Annotated in this window: 11 protein-coding genes; 7 read left to right on the top strand and 4 right to left on the bottom strand. The window is 50.2% G+C overall.

Going from position 1 to position 19079, the window contains the following annotated elements; translation table 11 throughout:
• The first annotated feature begins 636 nt into the window (after window positions 1–636).
• Window positions 637–3291 (top strand): glycoside hydrolase family 3 C-terminal domain-containing protein, encoded by a 2655-nt coding sequence (locus tag AC6I7T_RS32300; protein WP_497794778.1) that lies wholly within the window; start codon window positions 637–639, stop codon window positions 3289–3291.
• 293 nt (window positions 3292–3584) lie between these two features.
• Window positions 3585–4472, top strand: coding sequence for a LysR family transcriptional regulator (locus tag AC6I7T_RS32295; protein ID WP_497794777.1), 888 nt, complete (start codon window positions 3585–3587; stop codon window positions 4470–4472).
• A gap of 212 nt (window positions 4473–4684) precedes the next feature.
• Here the strand turns inward: AC6I7T_RS32295 and AC6I7T_RS32290 are convergent, their stop codons facing one another.
• On the bottom strand, window positions 4685–6934 hold the full coding sequence (locus AC6I7T_RS32290) for a glycoside hydrolase family 31 protein (RefSeq protein ID WP_497794775.1): 2250 nt from the start codon (window positions 6932–6934) through the stop codon (window positions 4685–4687).
• A 398-nt stretch (window positions 6935–7332) separates the two neighbouring features.
• Here AC6I7T_RS32290 and AC6I7T_RS32285 point away from each other — a divergent pair, with 398 nt between their 5' ends.
• From AC6I7T_RS32285 to AC6I7T_RS32275, 3 genes are all read left to right on the top strand, one after another.
• Window positions 7333–9321, top strand: a complete 1989-nt coding sequence (locus tag AC6I7T_RS32285; RefSeq protein ID WP_497794774.1) for a sialate O-acetylesterase — start codon at window positions 7333–7335, stop codon at window positions 9319–9321.
• A gap of 152 nt (window positions 9322–9473) precedes the next feature.
• Window positions 9474–10538, top strand: coding sequence for a glycoside hydrolase family 43 protein (locus AC6I7T_RS32280; RefSeq protein ID WP_497794772.1), 1065 nt, complete (start codon window positions 9474–9476; stop codon window positions 10536–10538).
• Between the two features lie 371 nt (window positions 10539–10909).
• The gene (locus AC6I7T_RS32275; RefSeq protein WP_497794771.1) at window positions 10910–11821 is read left to right on the top strand and encodes a TIGR03435 family protein; all 912 of its coding nucleotides are present in this window, start codon (window positions 10910–10912) and stop codon (window positions 11819–11821) included.
• Window positions 11822–11992: 171 nt separating this feature from the next.
• Here the strand turns inward: AC6I7T_RS32275 and AC6I7T_RS32270 are convergent, their stop codons facing one another.
• Window positions 11993–13183, bottom strand: a complete 1191-nt coding sequence (locus AC6I7T_RS32270) for an alpha/beta hydrolase-fold protein (RefSeq protein ID WP_497794769.1) — start codon at window positions 13181–13183, stop codon at window positions 11993–11995.
• A 335-nt stretch (window positions 13184–13518) separates the two neighbouring features.
• Here AC6I7T_RS32270 and AC6I7T_RS32265 point away from each other — a divergent pair, with 335 nt between their 5' ends.
• Together AC6I7T_RS32265 and AC6I7T_RS32260 are read left to right on the top strand one after the other, a co-directional pair.
• The gene (locus tag AC6I7T_RS32265) at window positions 13519–13698 is read left to right on the top strand and encodes a hypothetical protein (RefSeq protein ID WP_497794768.1); all 180 of its coding nucleotides are present in this window, start codon (window positions 13519–13521) and stop codon (window positions 13696–13698) included.
• A 215-nt stretch (window positions 13699–13913) separates the two neighbouring features.
• The gene (locus tag AC6I7T_RS32260; protein ID WP_497794766.1) at window positions 13914–16349 is read left to right on the top strand and encodes a TIM-barrel domain-containing protein; all 2436 of its coding nucleotides are present in this window, start codon (window positions 13914–13916) and stop codon (window positions 16347–16349) included.
• Window positions 16350–16503: 154 nt separating this feature from the next.
• On the opposite strand, the gene AC6I7T_RS32255 is transcribed toward AC6I7T_RS32260, so the two are convergent.
• Together AC6I7T_RS32255 and AC6I7T_RS32250 are read right to left on the bottom strand one after the other, a co-directional pair.
• Window positions 16504–17436, bottom strand: a complete 933-nt coding sequence (locus tag AC6I7T_RS32255) for a hypothetical protein (RefSeq protein WP_497794764.1) — start codon at window positions 17434–17436, stop codon at window positions 16504–16506.
• The gene (locus AC6I7T_RS32250; RefSeq protein ID WP_497794763.1) at window positions 17423–18658 is read right to left on the bottom strand and encodes a multiheme c-type cytochrome; all 1236 of its coding nucleotides are present in this window, start codon (window positions 18656–18658) and stop codon (window positions 17423–17425) included. Before AC6I7T_RS32250 ends, AC6I7T_RS32255 begins: the two co-directional genes overlap by 14 nt.
• Window positions 18659–19079 lie beyond the last annotated feature (421 nt).

Raw genomic sequence — 19079 nt, 5'->3', positions numbered from 1 at the left:
TGGTGGACAGAAGCTGAAAACCCAAAGTAATCATTCGAGGGCCTGTAACAAACACCTTAAAACTACCTGGATACTGCGCCTCACACCTCATCATCCTATTGATCGATCCGGGATCAGAGCCAGTCTAGCAATCGTTTTCCCCATCCGCATTCGCCTACAAGATCAATCGAATTTGGAGTTTTCAGGTACGCTTCGGCATCTTAGTTGCTCCAATGAACGATAGTCAATAACAAAAGCGCTTTAGATTTCAGCTTTGGCCTTGCTATAATTCCGCTGCCGGGCAGACTGATGCTAATTCAGCCAGATAGGAGAAAGCGTTTTCTGCAAAAACGGACTACAGGCCTGGAGCATATTGGGTTTCGGTGTAAACCAAAAGCTGATATCTACGTGGCCAGATTGTCAAAAATGACCACACGTCACGTTTCTGATAGATCCTGTTAAGGCCCAATTGTTCTGGCTACGAAGTTTGGCATGCACGAATCGCTCCTCCGCTGAACGATAAATGCACTGCCTCAGAACACAATTCGTAACGGAATCAGTTTTACTTGTGTTTCTGGTCGCAGCGGTTGCATTGATTTTGGGCTACGGCCTTTTGCTTTTGGGGAAGTACAACTCTTTCATGAAGCCGAGGATTTCATGCAATACTCGCAAATCTTTGCCGTCTTACTGATCTCGGGAGCAGCCTGTATAGGACCCGCTCAAGCCGATGGTCAAGCTTATCTAGATACAAAGTTGTCTCCCGAACAGAGGGCAACCGATCTCGTCAGTCGCATGACGCTGGAAGAAAAAGCATCACAAATGGTAAATCAAGCTCGTGCGATTCCGCGCCTAAATGTTCCGGCATACGACTGGTGGAATGAGGCACTCCATGGAGTAGTCACAGACGGCATAACGGAATTTCCAGAGCCGATTGGTCTCGCTGCGACCTTCGATCCTCAGTCCATTCACGATATGGCCAAAACAATTGCGATTGAAGGAAGAATCAAGCACGCCCTGGCAGAGCAGGCTGGACATAGCAAGATGAACGAGGGTCTGGATTTTTGGGCTCCTAACGTGAACATCTTTCGAGATCCACGATGGGGCCGCGGCCAGGAGACATACGGGGAAGATCCGTTTCTTGCTTCCAAGTTCGGCGTCGCATACGTCACAGGCATGCAAGGCGACGATCCACGGTATTATCTGGCGATCTCAACACCCAAACACTTCGCTGTTCATAGCGGGCCAGAGCCGTCGCGCCACAGAGACAACTTCAACGTAAGCAAGCATGATGAAGTCGATACTTATTTGCCGGCCTTCCGGGCAGCAGTCACTGAGGGAAAAGCCGGTTCGGTCATGTGTGCCTACAATCGCATCAACGGAGAACCCGCTTGCGCAAGCGAGTTTCTCCTCCAGGATCAATTACGAAAGAAGTGGGGATTCAATGGCTACGTAGTGTCCGATTGTGGCGCTGTCGTCGACATTTTTGAGAATCACCACTTCACCAAATCTCAGGCGGAGGCTTCAGCACTGGCAGTTAAGCGGGGCATGGATAACGAGTGTATCGATTATGCCCTAGTGACTGATAGCCACGATTACAAAAGCTATATTGACGCGGTAAAACAAGGATTCCTGCCGGAAAGCGATTTGGATCGTGCTCTCGTGCGCCTCTTCACTGCACGGATGCGACTCGGATTTTTCGATCCACCACAATCGGCACCCTTCGCAAACCTGGACAAAACACTACTTGAGAGCCCTGAGCATCGGGCTCTGGCTCTTAAGCTTGCGAACGAATCCATGGTTTTGCTAAAGAACGATGGCACTCTGCCGCTCAAGAAAACCGGCACAAAGATTGCAGTAATTGGTCCACTGGCAGATGAGCCCCGGGTTCTCCTGGGCAACTACAATGGGACGCCCTCGCACACTACATCAATACTAGAGGGGTTGAAAAATGAATTTGGTAAAGACAGCATCATCTTCTCTGCTGGAACAATCTACCTGGATGACCGAACCGAACCAGTACCGGCAAACGTATTGAGTTCAGAGAAATTGGCCGGGCTCAAAGTCACTTACAAATTCAAAAAGAAATCCGATTCCGCCAGTAACGATCCAAAAGCCCAACCGACACGAGATGTGGAAGGGGGAACAGTTGATAGTGTGGATCCAACTTCGCTAAAGCTGCCAGAGGCGGAAGCAGGCGAACAACTCCTTTCCATCACATGGACGGGTAAACTCACTGTTCCAGTAAGTGGCAGCTATAACCTCGGAGTGCAATCGCATGGCGGTAGCTCAATTAAAGTTAATGGAAAGCAACTCGCGTTTTCTCCAGGCTGGCAATCGTTTCCTCATCTGGGTTCCATTCTTTTGAAGGCGGGAGAAGCTGCCGATCTTGAAATCAATTATCATCTGCCCGAAGACGGTCGCAAGCAGGCACAATTTGTTTGGGTAAAACCAGATCCTCAAATAAAAGAAAAGGCTCTTGCCGCCGCTCGCTCTGCTGATGTTGTGGTTGCGGTCGTAGGCATTACCAGCTTGCTTGAGGGTGAAGAAATGCCCGTGAGCGAGCCGGGATTCAAAGGAGGCGATCGCACCAGTCTGGATCTGCCTCAACCCGAACAGGAATTGGTCGAAACACTCGCATCGGCAGGCAAACCTCTCGTTCTCGTCCTAACAAACGGAAGCGCTCTAGCTATCAATAAAGAAAGCAAGCTCGCTAACGCCGTACTCGACGCTTTCTATCCCGGAGAAGAGGGTGGAACAGCTGTCGCGCAGACATTGTCAGGCAAAAACAATCCGGCAGGTCGTTTGCCAGTAACGTTCTATACCGGAACGGATCAATTACCGTCCTTTGACGATTATTCTATGCAAGGCCGCACCTATCGTTACTTCGATGGCAAGCCGCTATTCCCGTTTGGCTTCGGGATGAGCTACACAACCTTCCGTTACAAAGATCTCAAACTAAACAATCGATCAATACAGGCAGGCGAACCTATTACAGCCGAGGTATCAATCAGCAATGCTGGAAAGGTCGCAGGCGACGAAGTAGCACAGCTTTACTTAAAATTTCCCAAGGTTGATGGAGCACCTCGTCTTGCCCTGAGAGGCTTCCAGAGAATTCATCTGAATCCGGGTGAAACCCGTAACATTACCTTCCAACTGAATCAACGAGACCTGAGCGTAGTTAGTCAAGAAGGAGATCCAATGATCGCCGCTGGTCACTACCAACTCTTTGTAGGAGGCAGTCAACCCACGGATGAAATTGGAACACCATCTGTGGCTTTTGATGTTCAAGGCTCAATAAAGCTCCCTGAATGAGTAGGACAACAGATCAGATGTGACAGATGATTGCGCAGCTTTTCCGCCAACGAAAAGCTGCGCAGTTTCCAAGCTCCATAGCACGGGCTCGATTGCAACTACCCTTCACATCGATCTACTAGATCTTTGTCATCAAGATACCCGAAAAGTTATTGAATGAATCAAGCAAGAGTATCCCCTACAACCTGAATTGAAGCTTGCCCAATAAGTGCATTCATATATGAAAATCATTGCAGAAAAAGTTACAATTTTCTGCTTTTCCATATCGATTTTTTCGATATATTTGACAATACATGAAAACCACCCTTGATGAATGGGAGATCCTGCACACAGTTGTGCAGTTAGGCGGTTTTGCTCCCGCAGCGGAACAACTTCATCGCTCCCAATCCACGATCAGCTATGCGATCGCTCGTTTGCAGGAGCAATTAGGAATCAAGTTGCTCGAGTTGCAAGGCAGAAGAGCACAGCTGACAGAGGTGGGACGATCTCTTCTTGCAGATGCCGAAATCCATCTGACTGGATTTCACCAACTTGAACAACGTGCCCGTTCGCTGGCATCCGGGGGAGAATCTGAGGTCCGATTATCCGTAGACAGCATTTTCCCAAATGAACGCCTCTTTTCTGTTCTGGCTCGATTCAGTAAGCAGTACCCCTACGTTCATACAAGGCTTCGGCAATCCACCTTTCTTTCTTCCGATTCTGAATTCTCGGCACACAACACTCATCTTTGTATCTCGGCTCTCGTATCGAGAGAATACTTTGTTAAGCCAATTCTGGGCATTAAGCTCATCGCGGTCGCACGAAAAGATCATCCACTCCACTCGCTGAAAAAGCAGCTGTCTCGAATCGACATGATGCAGCATATCCTGGTAACCATCGAGGGAGTAGCTTCCGGCGTGGTCAAGCGGCAGCCACGTAATCCCGCACAACGCTTCTTGTCGGTCGGCACAATTGAAGCTGCAATAGACGCTATTCGCAATGGCCTTTGCTTCGGATGGCTGCCTGTTTACCGCATTCAGCATTATTTGGAAAACGAAGAATTAGTTCCCCTTGCGATGTCCGCTGGTAGGGAGCGGGAGGTCCGTCTCAACTTAATTTGCAGAGATCCAGACTCCAATAGCAAAGAGCTAAATGCACTTGCCGAATTGCTTGGCATGAACCGTGATTTTGAAGTGATCTAGCAGCTGAGCACTCGATATGCGCCAGAGTCTGGGACAGGAGCGAAGGTCTAGTCGGATTAGGGTGGAATCAGGGTAGATGTATCCGCGTATCCGCAAGCCACAGAGGACTGCGCAGCTTTTCCGTCAAGAAAAGCTGCACTTACCCCTTGCAGGATCGAACACACTTGCCCTGAGTCCGCTCTAGCCGATAGACCTCCGCAGATTACTCTTCACTAAAGTGACTTTTCCAGCTTCTGACCGTGATAGACCACGATGGCATCCGGCTTGTCAGTTAAGTTCACACCGACACCATGCCCTGGCTTGACGCGCACGATCCGGAAGGTGCGATCAACCAGCATGCCGGGAAACTTTCCCTGTCTGGGTTCAAAGGTAAGAGTCGAAGTGGCATCATTCCAATGCAGTTGTATCGTAGCAAATGCATTGTGCTCGTAGTTGTAGGTGTCTCCTTCATCTTCATAGATGGTGAAATCGCCATTCGTTCCTGGATAAATGCGTAATTCAATTGGCGCATTCAGTTGCTCATCGGCATAATCGACATTCGGTCCGTAAGGCACAATTGCACCTGAGCGGACATAGATCGGCATTTTCTCAATCGGAGCAGCCGTGGTAATCGTCTGGCCTCCCTCTGTACTCTGCCCTGTCCAAAAATCGATCCAAGTTGATTTTGCAGGCAAATACACCGGTCGCGATGATTCGCCCGGATGAGTGACTGGATTGATAAGGAAAGAAGGACCAAATAGAAACTGATCGGCGGAACGACGTGCAATCTTGTCGTCACGAAAATCCATTACTAAAGGCCGCATCATTGTATAGCCATCATGCGTCACGCGCCACGAAGTCGAATAGATATACGGCAACAGATGATAACGGAGACGGATGTAATCCGTGAGTGTGGCCTGGGTAGTATTATCGAACCGCCATACTTCCTTTGGCTTATCTGTCCCGTGAACACGAAACATTGGAGTGAATGCTCCGAATTCAAACCAGCGAGTAAACAACTCAACAAATTTCGGATCATCAGGATTGTTGCCGAAGAAACCACCGATATCGGTGTTCCAATAAGGAATGCCACTCGCCACGAAATTCAAACCGGCAGGAATTTGTGCTTGCAGGACATCCCACTGGCTCTGAATATCTCCCGACCAAGTGACAGCAGCATTGCGTTGCTGACCCGCATAGGAACTACGCGTCAGGATAAATACACGTTTTTGATCGGTTGCACTGCGCTGTCCCTCATACAGCGTCCGGGTATGCTCGAGCGGATATGCGTTATAGACAATAGAACCCGGCCCCTGTGCGGTCTTGAAATCGCGGAACTCGCCCCATCTGCCGCTCAATTCGGCTTCTGAAGCATCGAGCCACCAGGCATCAACACCCAGCGAAAATAGCTTTTCATTCAGCTGCTTCCAGTAAATGCGTCTGGCGTCGTCATTGAATGCGTCATACCATTTGCCTCTTCCCGGAGGATAGACATAGGGAATGGCTGGTTCATATACGCCATGAACGGCCTCAAGCTCCTTGAGATTCGGAATGCTGACCCCATTATTTGTAACGTCGAATTTTGCCCACGAGACAATCATCAGATGAGCATGCTCATCGTGAAGGGTCTTAACCATAGCTGCCGGATTGGGGTAGCGCTCGGGATCGAAACTGTGTGAGCCCCAACCATTCGCAGCCGTCTCCTGGTTAAGCGGCGCCCAATACTGCCAGTCCTGAATGATTCCGTCGAGCGGGATGTGACGTTGGCGATACTGACCAACAACATCCAGAATCTCTTGTTGACTTTTGTAACGTTCCCGCGACTGCCAGAATCCCCATGCCCACCTTGGAAACATCGGTGCTGGCCCGGTCAGCCAGCGATAGCCTGCAATTGCGTGATCAGGCTCGGGTCCGGCAGCTACATAGTAGTCGACGCCACTGCCTGCCTCCGACTGCCATGCAATTGTGTGCGAATCGGACTTGCCGACATCTACTTGAGTCACCGCCGGATTATCCCAGAACAGAAGATAACCTTTGGACGAGAGGATAACGGGCACGGCAACATGTGTATTCTCCTGCAGTAAGCGCAGACTCTTGCCGACAAGATCCATTGAAGCCGCCTCGGGATGCTGTCCCAGGCCAAAGATCGACTCATCAGAATTCAGTACAAACTTCTGTCCCGAGAAAAGGGTGCCATGTGCAAGACCCACGTCAGTAGAAGTTAACCAAGAACCATGAGGCTGTTCAGCCACCAGCACCGCGCCGCTGACATCGCTAATGCAGACCACCTCATTGCGCATGTCAATTCGAACTTGTAGTTTTTTGCTGGCGAGAACTAAGGATTCACCGTCCTCCTTAAACGACCACTGAACGTTCTCGGGTTTGGTGATTACCGAAAGGCTTGTACCGGGGTTCGTTACGCTAAGGGGACGATGAATAACACGCACAAGATCGTCACGCCAAAATTCGACGCGTGTCATCATACTTCCGTCTTGAAGCGTGATGCCATGATCGTCTCGCTGAACAGGCTGTGCAGCTATCCCACTTGAGGAAGAACACAAGAAGAAGAGGAGGCCCAGCAGGGCTGAAATACTAAACCGTCTTTCCAACAATGGCACTACTCCCGTTTTCAGAATGCTGTTTTACTGAACCGCCCAAGATACCACGCGAAGCTCATGGCATGCACAAGAATGAGTCCTCAACAATGACTCATCCGTCAATCCGGTTATTACAGGGATCTGGTTTCGCAGTAGGACACCCCGCAACTCATCGAGAGGTTCGATTGATACCAATCGAATCTAAAGGGGATGAGGCACCAAACAAACGATCAAGCAGCAAAGCACTGTAACCTGTTGCTTAGCCAAAATGAGGTTCTGAACCTATGATCCGAAGATGCACGACTCTCGTCGTCGCTGTAACAGCCCTCTTGCTTGCGTTACACGATGGTGCTCTAGCCCAAGATCCAGCTGTCTCAAAGGTCAAAACGCTCCCATTCGTCAGTCCTATCTTCAGCGACAACATGGTGTTGCAGCGTGGCAAAGAGAACACTATCTGGGGATGGTCAGACCCAGGCGACAAAATTCAAGTCAAAATCGCAGACCAGACCTCGTCAGGAATTGCCGGAGCAGATCGTCGCTGGCAGGTAAAAATTCAATCTCCTCCTGCAGGTGGCCCATACGTAATGACAATTAGCGGCCATCAACAAGTCGAACTGAATAATGTGCTGATCGGCGATGTTTGGCTATGCGGGGGACAATCCAATATGCAGTTTGGATTGAAGGGTGTTCTCAATGGCGAAGCAGAGGTCAAAGCCGCCACTCACCCTGACATCCATTTCTTCACTGTCGGAGCCAACACAGCCTATCACCACACCGACCTCCTCTCTGGAAAATGGAAAGTTGTCTCCCCTGAAACAGCAAATGAAATTTCGGCCGTCGCATATTACTTCGCACGTCAGATTCAGCAGGAGATGCATATTCCCATCGGTCTTGTCATCGACAGTCTGGGAGGAACCCCAGCAGAAGCATGGACGAGTGCGACCGCGCTTAGTCCACTAAAAGACTTCGACGTCCCGCTAGCGGAACTCAAACGGCTGGCCGCAGAGAACGCACCAGAATACGGTAACTATATCTTGCATTGGTACGATCGATATGACATCGGATTGAAGGGAAACTGGTCTACTCCGGATCTCGACGACTCGACCTGGAAGCCCGTGGAGATACCAGGAGGTTTCTCTGAATTAGGAGTGCCGAGCACTCCAGCCGTGGCTTGGTTTCGGAGGGAGATAATCCTGCCAGAGCCGCTCCCGGCAGGCCATGCTCTTTTGCACCTGGGATCGATTGAGCGCATGGACACCGCCTATATCAATGGCATGCAAATTGGAGCTAGTGCGTGGGTTGAGAATCCTCGTGTTTATTTCATTCCTGATGGAGTACTAAAGCCCGGCAGAAATATCGTAACCATTCGTATCCTCAAGACAAAAGAGCAAGGCGGGTTTCTCGGAAAGCCTGAAGAATTGCGTCTTGTACTCGGAGATAAAACGAGTATCCCACTCGCCGGCAAATGGAAAGGTAAGCTGAGTGTCGATGCCCGTCCGCCACACCCGTTGCCACTCGCTTACGAAAATTGGCCTGTAATGCCAACCGTGCTTTATGAAGGAATGCTTGCACCTGTGGCCCCACTCTCCATAACAGGCGCCCTATGGTATCAAGGAGAACAAAACTCCGAACGCGGAGTTCAATATCGCCGAATTCTTCCAGTGATGATCGCAGACTGGAGAAAACTCTTTAACCAAGGCGATTTTCCTTTCTATATCGTTGGCCTACCCTCCTTTAAGCATCGCAGTCCCTCTCCTGTTGACGATGCATGGGCCGAATTACGAGAATCACAGGCAATCACGGCAGCTACTGTTTCCAACTCCTGTCTGGCAACAACTATCGACACCGGTGATCCAGATAACATCCATCCCAAAGACAAACTCCCTGTAGGAGAGCGTCTGGCCCAGTGCGCGTTAGCAAAAAACTACGGTAAGAATGTGGTCTATTCAGGACCAACGTTCTTGTCATCTGAACGCCTGCCGGGCTTAATCCGCTTGAACTTCACGCATACAGATGGAGGACTGGTAGTTAAAGGAGACAAGTTAGCCGAGTTTGCCATTGCGGGTGAGGATCGCAAATGGTATTGGGCAGATGCGCACATCGAGGGTAATACCGTTGTTGTCTCCTCTCCGTCAGTTCCCAATCCGCAAGAGGTTCGCTATGCCTGGCAATCGAATCCAGCTGCAACCTTGTTCAATGGAGCAGGATTACCAGCTGTTCCCTTTCGTACTGACACATGGCCGGGCATAACAGAAGTCCCGAGGCAATATTGATGATGGTTTGTGCAGCTACTTCAAAACTAGAGAAATTGTGATTACGCAGGAACCGTATGAACCAAGCTTCTCCGTTCTACTGGAACGAAACAAAATCAAAACAGCAATCAGGCAGTAGCACCAAAAGTTAGTCTCTTAAGAAAGGGAACGGAATGAAAAGCTGTTCTTTGTTGCGACAGGAATTAATTCGCACTCTTGCATTCAAAAGTTGTCTAGCAATTGCACTTGGCTACACGCTTGCAAGCCTCACCGTCTCTACCGTGAATGCAGAAGAACGCAAGCCGGGGCAGAATCCCCTATTTACCGATGTCTTCACCGCAGACCCAGCAACTATGGTGTACAAAGACACTTTGTACCTATTTACCGGCCACGATGAAGCTCGAGGAAATGAGCTATTCACGATGAAGGAGTGGCTTGTGTTCTCGACTAAGGATATGAAGCATTGGACCGAACATGGTCCGGTGATGAAGGTAACAGACTTCAAATGGGCTATACGCGACGCCTGGGCATCGCAAGCTATAGAGAAAGACGGAAAGTTCTACTTCTATGTCGCGGCTCAGCACAACAGCACACATCCAGGAATGGCAATTGGTGTGGCGGTATCGGACAAACCAACCGGCCCCTTCGTAGATGCACGTGGTTCAGCTCTGGTAACCGATGATATGACACCTCACTCTAAGAGACCTTGGTCAGATATCGATCCAACGGTCTTCATAGACAACGATGGAACAAGTTGGCTGATGTGGGGTAACGGAAACTGCTATCTGGCAAAGCTAAAAGCCAACATGATCGAACTTGACAGCCCAATCCAAAAAGTCGAACTCCCGAACTACACAGAAGGACCATGGCTGCACAAACGCGGGAACTTGTACTATCTTTCGTATGCTTCGATTGATGAACAAAAACCAGGGGCAGAACGAATTGCTTATGCCACAGCACCGAGCATGAGCGGGCCATGGACCTATCGGGGGTTAATTACCGGAAACGCCAAGAATAGCTATACTATTCACCCAGCAATCGTTGAATTCCACAATCAATGGTATTTCTTCTATCACAATGCCGCATTGACAATTGATGGTCAGAGTGGAGCAACAGGAAGGCGCGCTGTTGCCGCCGAGTACCTCTATTACAATCCAGATGGAACCATCAAGCCGATTGAACAGACCGAGCTTGGTATCAGCATCCCTCCGAAAACAATCCAACCTTTAGATAAATGATCTGAACGAATCCAGAGCCTATTCTTCGTCAGAGTCTCTCCTTTTTACGGCTGGAATCCTGAAGGAAACTGCCGCCACAATTCTACGAACAACCCTTAAGAGTTGTTCGTAGAATTGTAGGGAAGAAGCTCTCAACGAGGTGTCCTCCGCAGCTAAAGGAGTGGCAGTAAATTGCTCCCGTATGAAGTTGCACCGCATCCTTGATTCCAGATCCATATGGCAATTTTTCGATGGACAGGATGTTCAATTTATCCAGAGAATATCTGACAAATTGACAACGTTGTCCAACAATAGGAATATGGATGGTATTTTACGCGGGTTCATCTCGACGTTTGTAATATTCGACACTCTCTCGCGCAAGGAGCAAGCACGTGTCAATACTGGCTGGGCAACTTACGGGTCTGATACGGAGAGCCGTTGATGCGACCATACATCTACGACAGCCCAACAGATGGCGGGTGTGGACGATAATAATCGTACCGATTTTGTCTACCTGTATAAGCCCGGCATCTTCAGGGCTATATGCAAAGCGGCAGACCGAGAGTAGCGCCCCCACAGCTACGCCCGACTTTGACGTTGTATCGATTAGGCAGAACCTGCATCAAGAAGGTGGCAGTTCATTCAGTTTGGGCGCCAACGGAGTGACAGCTAAGGCTGTGTCCTTATGCGACATACTTGGCCTGGCGTATGAAAGCGCTTGCGAGTACGCATCCACAGTGCCTCCGGCGATGAGAAGTAGCCGGTATGACATCATTGCCAGGTGGACAGATCGTACCGAACGCGAATTACAAAGCTTGACCGACGGTGAGAGGAAGTCTGCATTGAAAGCTGTGCTGATTGCAGGCTTCAAGGTTCAGTTACATATAGGGAATAAGATTATAGCCGGATACGAGTTGGTGAAGGCTAAAGGGGGACCGCGACTGCAACCCTTCAATAAAGAGTTTGGAGCACAGACAAACAGCCAAACAAGCAGTCAACTGGCCATAGATGACGATGGGGTGAGAACCTTTTCGGCAAATGGATTCGCCCCGAATGTTCTAATCGGTGAGCTTGAATTTGGGACAAAATCGTTAGTTGTTGACAAGACCGATCTCAAGGGACAATACAAAATTGTTCTCCGTTGGCAACCCGACAATGCAAATACCGAGGAAGGAAACAAGATGCGCTCTGGTGCACCCTTGTTCATTGCTCTTCGAGAGCAACTGGGATTGGAACTGAGACCGGCAAAGCTTCCAATTAGGACAATTATCATCGACCACGCGGAGCCTCCCTCTGGGAATTAGAGCAAAACCAGCGTTGCTGTGTCCTGACCGAATAGGAAGTAGGTAAAGCGAGAACATAAAACAACGCCCCCTCATCGTATGTAGCACATATGATGAAGAGGCGGTTTTGTTGCAGAATTGGTTTAATACAGCAACTTTAGATTGGCAGCCGAGAGTCTGGGATATGTGACATTACCGAAAGAGACGCGGTGCAAAATCTTTCAAATCACGACGCCAAGTCTGCCATTCATGCGAGGTTCCTGGTGACTCATAAAAGACATGCTGGATATGCGCTTCGTTAAGTGACTCGTGTAAACGGACCAAGCCTGCACGCATCATGGACGGCTCTTCTGTTCCGACACCGACCCACAACAGATGTACCCGCTTCATAAATGCTTCAGGATCGGCCATCACTCCGTTGAAGGCGGTTTTCGGATCCAGCTTTTGGTTGCCGAGTACAAGAGGTCCTGCTGCACCGCTAAAGCCTCCGATATAGGAGAACATGTCGAGATGATCGAATGTCACCTGAAAAGTCTGCATGCCGCCCATTGACAGGCCAGCCATGGCGCGATGATCTCCGTCGGATAGAGTTCTGAAGTTCGTGTCGATGTATGGCACCAGAACCTGTGTCAGATCGTCTTCGAAGGCCATGGCCATCGCTTGCATTGCTTTCATGGCTTCAGGAGAACCAAACGGCTTTCCATTCAGATCGGGGTCGGACTGACCGGCACGTCTGGCATACCCGTAGGCCATGACGACGATCATGGGCTTGGTGTTTCCAGAAGCGATCAGATTATCGAGAATGAAATTCGCGTGGCCCTGTTTGATCCATCCAGTCTCGTCCTCTCCCCCGCCGTGCTGGAGATAAAGAACAGGATAGCGTCCCTTGAGATTTGTGTCGTAATCGGGAGGGGTATAAACAAGAGCATGCCGCCAACTTCCTGTTACCTTTGAGTTGTACCAGATCTCACGAACTGCACCGTGAGGCACTTCTTGAGGCAAATAGTAGGTTGATCCCGCCTCTGGAATCTCGATCCCGCTGGCGTCTTTACCACCACCAAAGTAGGTATGGCTCCCGGGATCGTTCACCTCTGCACTATCAACCACTACCGTGTAGTAGTGGAAACCTGGAACCAGAGGCGTGGAGGTCCCAAGCCAGAAACCATCAGGTTGTTTGGCTAGATCCACCTTGGTCTGTCCCCAGAAGCTTACCTGGACCTTCGCGGCATCTGGAGCTTTAATCCGAAACTGAGCCCTGCCACTTGCGTCAACACGGGGATAGGCCGCTCCCCATACGTTAGTAGTAGCGGGATGAAACTCCTCTGAGTTCTGCGCCAAACATAAGCTCGAAAACAACAGGATTACGATTCCAATTTTTTTCATCAGTCCTCTCCACAACGAACGCGCTCCCCTCTAGTTTTGATTGGGTATTGAGACTTGTTCGTCTCCGGATAGATTGTTTGGCCGGAGATTGTTTTCCCTCCGGGTCACTCGTTCAGATGACAACGTAAGTTATCCAAACAGTGGCATAGTATCTGGAAGAATCGTGGAGATTATAGTTTCATTTTTCAGTGATATACATCGATTTACTCGATGTTATTTGCTGGAAATGTATAGCTCATCCATGCAGCAGGAACGCCCATTCCGACAAAGCTTGAGATCAAAGTTTCTATTAATGTTTCCCATCAGAACCGGTACGGGGAAACACGCCAAAGTTCATGATGTCTCAGGAAGATGATCTGGAAGACGATGCTGCCAATCGCGCCATCTTCGTCTTTTTTGCCTCCGCTAAGTCACCCGCCAAGATTGCGATACAAGATCGCCGGTATTTGACGATCTATAGACCGCTTGACGTCTTTATAGAAGCTCAGCAGTGTGGCCCAAATGGAAATCTCTGACTCCAGCCGATTGAAGGCCATTCTTGGGTTTGACGCGTTTTTCGCAGAATGTTATTCTTCGGGAGAAATGGGAACGTTCCCATTTAGACTCCCCTGCTTTCTCTCATATGAGAGATAAACGGCAGCGGTACGGGTGTACTGAACGATACCACTCGTCTTAACAAGCTTTCATGTATCAATTTTGAGGACTACTGAACGGCATAATGAGATTCCCATTGAGAAGTTCTTTCAGTTTTGCACTTTTGGCAGTTGCATTGCCTTGCCTACATGCCCAGGCTGCAAGCCATGGCTGCACTACAACAACAAGTGATCACGGCATGCGCATGACAACCGATGCCGGTACGGTTGATTTGGAAATTCTTCAGACAAATGTCCTTCGGGTGGATGTACAACCAGGTGGGGAGCATAGCCCACGCACGATTGTTCTGGATCCTGCACTGAAAGCAATCCAGCCATTTGCAGGCACAATTCATACACTGAGCAACGGTGTGCAGATGAGTACAAAAGCATTCAGCGCACTGGTAAGTTGCGCCCCCCAGCCCTCGATTGTCATTTCCGATTCGGAGGGACGCAAGGTTATCGAGCAGATTCACCCTATTGAATCCGCACGTACACACCGAGCAACGTTCTTGCACGATCCTAGCGAAAATCTATACGGGATGAGCGGCCTGAGTATGGGGGAAACCGGGCGCGGACTACTTCGGAATAACGGCAGCGAAGTGAGCGCCGGACAGCAGGGCGAGGGTGGCGCGCCCTGGTTCTTCACAACGCGTTATGGAATCTTGATTGATTCAGAAGATGGAGCCTTTGGTACCGAGGACAAATCAATCGAGTTCAGCGGGATCTCAAGGAAAAATTGCGAATACTTCTTTATGGCCGGCAGACCGACAGAAACAATCGCTGCCCTAGCCATGGTCACGGGACGCCCGCCTCTGCCGCCAAAATGGTCATTGGGCTTTCTGAACAGCCAATGGGGCGCAACGGAAGACGAGCTCAAACAGATTGTTTCAACTTACCGGACCAAGCATATTCCGCTGGATGCCTTCATTCTGGATTTCGATTGGAAAGCATGGGGCGAGGATCACTATGGCGAATGGCGGTGGAATAGCACTTCCGGTCCAGGCAACGTGCATGCCAACGAATTTCCTAATGGTGAAAACGGCAAATTCGCCGCACAGATGAGAGCTCAGGGTGTAAAGCTGACCGGAATTCTCAAGCCACGCATCCTCCTTTATAAGCCAGGCAGTGAGACAGAGCTCGAGGAAGCCGCTGCTTATGCCGATGCGCATAACCTCTGGTATCCGGGAGAACCGAAGATCATAGACTATTTCACGAAGCGTCCGGGACGCGATTTGGATTTCTCGAACGCAGAGACTCGCTCGTGGTATTGGGAGCATCTGAAGCCTGCATTCCAGCAGGGCTTAAGCGGATGGTGGAATGACGAAGCTGATACCACCGGCACTGCGGATGGAGGTCAGTTTCGCTTTAGTAGTTTTCAGTTCCTGAATATGGGCCGGATGCTCTATGAAGGACAAAGGAAAGATTCTGATCTGCGCGTCTGGTCAATTAACCGGAACACTTATTTAGGCGCACAACGCTATGGATACGCAGTCTGGTCTGGAGATATCCAAACTGGCTTCCAGGTTATGGAGCAACAGCGTATGCGTATGCTGGCAACCCTTGATTTAGGCCAGCCGCATTGGAGCATGGATACTGGTGGGTTCTTCGGCCACCCATCAGCCGAAAACTATGCACGCTGGATAGAATTCGCGACGTTTGTTCCCATCGCTCGAGTTCATGGCATCTTAGGGGAAAAGCGCCAGCCGTGGATTTATGGGCCTACAGCCGAAGCCGCAGCCACTAAGGCAATTCAGTTGCGCTATCAACTGCTGCCTTACATCTACTCCTATGAGCGTGTGGCCACCGAAACCGGCATCGGGATTGTACGCCCCTTGTTCTGGGCATATCCCGACGATCCTCATGTCACAAACGAAGGCAGATCGTGGATGTTTGGAGATGCATTCCTCGTTTCACCAATTGTGAAAGAAGGAGAAACGACGCATGAGGTGTATCTTCCTGCCGGAGAATGGTACGACTACTTCACCGGGAAGGCATTTCACGGAAATCAGACGATCAGCTACCCCGTAGATTCGGTCAAATGGCAGGACATTCCAGTGTTTGTGCGCGCCGGATCGATTGTGGCATCACAGCCAGAGCAGGACTATGTGGATCAGAAACCAGCCACAGAGGTCACGCTCGACATCTTTCCGGGACCGGGCACAAGTCAATTCGTTTATTACGACGATGACGGCACGAGCTATGCGTATGAAAAAGGCGGCTATTACAGGCAGGAGATTCATACCTCCACCAACGGCCAGGAAATTCAGGTAAACATGGGAAAACCGATGGGGACATTTCGTCCAGCACTTCGCACCTATCTCATTCGAGTTCATGGAAGCAACATAAGTTCCATGAAACGCAACGGGATACTGTTGACGAAGAGTACGCAAACATCGGCAGAAGGCTTACCGGAAGGACAGTGGACCTCTGGAAAGGATAGATTCGGACCGTTCGCCATCATCCGAGTCAGCGCACAATCACTTACCAGTCTTATAGTTCACAGAAACACTTCGACTGCGGAAGCTCACTAGTCTAGGGAACATGAATACGGCACCATTGGCACCAGTGATAACCCTGGTATCAACAGTGCCGTATTTGTTTTGACCTACTTCGATTTCCTGGAGAAAATCTGGCGCAATCTCCTGGTTGAGATCGGGCATAACAATGAAATAGGGACCATGGCAATCACTCTGTAGTGCCTGCGATACGCTGCTGATGCATCCATCTATACACCGCACCAAACCACGAACTTCTTGGCGTTGATTCCGGCAAATGCGGAACCAGTGCCCAGAATCCAATGAGCGCCAGCCCTACAAGGTTTGGGAACAATAGTGGAGCCATCGGTGGAGCTCCATTAACTAACTTCTCAAAGAGGCTGTGCCCCGGTTCGAAAAGATTGGCTCGCATGTGGAACCAAAAGCCCAGAATACCGACTAAAGCCTGCCCTATCATTACCATCAAGCTGAAATCAAGAAAGCGGCGGGTTACATTCATGAGGAGAGGCACCACAAGAAAACCTGTTGCAAACGCAGAGGAAATAACAGGAATCCACTCCGTTCGTGCAAAAAATCCATTTGAAGCGTGATCAGTCAATGACAGGACAAAATTTCCAAAGAATCCGCCCAGGGCGAACAGCATAACCCACCGCGCCCATGCCACACTATGTGAGGCAACCATGCGGTTCGTTAGCAGAAGGAACCCCATTCCTGAATAGGCCAGAGGCGCGGCAAACGGAGCAGCATAGGTCAGACTCTTGAGCGTGCGTTCAAGAAAGAAGTGGCTCTCCAGATGATAGAGCACTCCACCGAGCCCGACTAGAATGGAAATCCAGCCAACCAGAGATCCCATTACCCGCCATGGAGCCTGCAAATGCCAACGCCATCGCAGAGCGATGCTTATTGCCAACACCATAGGCGCGGCAATCGAGAAATACAAAGGAATGTATTCGGCAGACCGCCGGAACTGATTTACGGAATGAGCAATATAGATATCCGCAGCCAGAATCGCGAGATTCACTGTGACGAAGAGTTCCGCCCATAACTCGGGATCGTGCATCCACCGCAGACTCGGATCGGTAACAACTGCCTGTGCACCCAACAACCATCTACTTATGAGCATGGTCTCTCCGCAGTTCGTCCGCTTCATGCTGGAGTTCCACGGTCTTCGACAGCATCTCGTAGTTTCCATGCCACTGCACGAAATCTGCCCCACCCATAAAGGCGCCGTGTTTACTGGTACGACCGTCGTAATGCCACAAATTGAAGTAGGTGAAATCGATAGGATGCGTAAATGGCGGTCCAGATAGCGTACCATCCTTGCGCAAGCCATCAATGATGTCCTTTGCTGCAAGGACTTTGGTGTTGGTGTTTCCGACCACCTGTTCAGCTTGAGCGTATACGCGATCGATTCGTGCCTGCGCATGGCACTGGGTACACACCTGTTTCATATTTATCTGTGCTTGCAGATAGTTTGGCCGGTGTGTACTGACAGGATCAGCGAGATACCAGCTCAACCGGTCGGAAGGATTGTGGGTGATTTTAAGCCCGTTGATACCGCTCATATGACAAGTGGCACAGGTCGGCACGAACATATCGCGGGTTGTCAACGTGCGTGGATTGGCTGCAAGATTGAGGAGCTTGCGCTGTGCCGCAAACATGACGCCGTGCTTCGATTCGTTGTAGATCTCAATCTGTGAATGATCGGGTCCCATGTGGCATTGGCCACAGGTTGACGGCAAACGTGCCAGTTCGACGGAACTGGTGTGTCGGGAATGGCACTCCGTGCAGGTGCCAATCGTACCGTCATCGTTCGGTTTGCCGATGGAGTGGCACTGCTCACACCCGCCACTGACCGCGACATGCCCTTCAGGCATCGTCAGCGGATTTGGTGTGCGCTTCGTTCCTCCAGGTTGAAATTGTTCACTGAAAGAGACCTGCTCCGGAGACAATCCCTGTTCCCCGTGTACAGCAGCCCAACTGGGGGCGGCATGGCGACTACGCAGAAACTCCTGATAGATATTTTCGTGGCAGGAGCGGCAATTGCCTGCAGTGAGGTGCTCGCTGATGACGAATCCGTGATGATCCACCTTCTTCTGTCCAGCTGTCGGTTGATGGCAATCCAGGCAGTTCAGCCCCTTCTTCGCATGCGCCGACATTTCATATTCGTGGACAACCGAATACTGAAGCCGAGAGTGACACTCGGCGCATTTGCCCGAGGCGCGGACAAAATCCGCTGTCGGCTGATCTGTTTCCACTTTCGGACGAGCACGATTCAGAAGAAAAGCAGTAACAATGAGCCCGAAGGCAATGACGACAGCAACAAACACTGAACGAAACGACATCGGCATACTCCAAGAGGAAGCAGGCTTAGCGTTCCACCTCGCGGACGTCGCCGTACGCACCCGCAGGCAGGACATGCGAAAATCTCTTGGACCAATCGGCGGGCCCGCACCGATTCAGCATCAGGGAGGTAATCGACCATCCGCAGCGACTTAAGTCACTGCAACCAGAAATTTCCGGTGATAAGCCTGCCTATGGATTAGGAGAGGATGGATATTCCTCTTTTGCAACCGAGAACTTTCCATCCCCTATCGTTCGCAATTATTCGTCTATGCCCATACTCGTGGGAATGATTGATTGACCCGCAGAAGCAACTTTGTCCAGCTCCCACGGCTTTCTTCTCGGTTTAAGGATTTTCCCTCCTTCTCGTTTTATGACCGGCAAGAACACGTGGAGGATCCTTGAGCATTGCGGGGAAATGCT

The organism is Humiphilus diazotrophicus, from assembly GCF_059726315.1.
The sequence above is the reverse complement of the archived record's forward strand: the minus strand, read 5'-3'. Positions and strand labels throughout refer to the sequence as shown.

Excerpts from the sequence above, each read along its gene's own strand:
- AC6I7T_RS32300 (WP_497794778.1), top strand. The coding sequence starts at position 637 with ATGCAATACTCGCAAATCTTTGCCGTCTTACTGATCTCGGGAGCAGCC.
- AC6I7T_RS32295 (WP_497794777.1), top strand. The coding sequence starts at position 3,585 with ATGAAAACCACCCTTGATGAATGGGAGATCCTGCACACAGTTGTGCAG.
- AC6I7T_RS32290 (WP_497794775.1), bottom strand. The coding sequence starts at position 6,934 with ATGATGACACGCGTCGAATTTTGGCGTGACGATCTTGTGCGTGTTATT.
- AC6I7T_RS32285 (WP_497794774.1), top strand. The coding sequence starts at position 7,333 with ATGATCCGAAGATGCACGACTCTCGTCGTCGCTGTAACAGCCCTCTTG.
- AC6I7T_RS32280 (WP_497794772.1), top strand. The coding sequence starts at position 9,474 with ATGAAAAGCTGTTCTTTGTTGCGACAGGAATTAATTCGCACTCTTGCA.
- AC6I7T_RS32270 (WP_497794769.1), bottom strand. The coding sequence starts at position 13,183 with ATGAAAAAAATTGGAATCGTAATCCTGTTGTTTTCGAGCTTATGTTTG.
- AC6I7T_RS32265 (WP_497794768.1), top strand. The coding sequence starts at position 13,519 with ATGATGTCTCAGGAAGATGATCTGGAAGACGATGCTGCCAATCGCGCC.
- AC6I7T_RS32255 (WP_497794764.1), bottom strand. The coding sequence starts at position 17,436 with ATGCTCATAAGTAGATGGTTGTTGGGTGCACAGGCAGTTGTTACCGAT.
- AC6I7T_RS32250 (WP_497794763.1), bottom strand. The coding sequence starts at position 18,658 with ATGTCGTTTCGTTCAGTGTTTGTTGCTGTCGTCATTGCCTTCGGGCTC.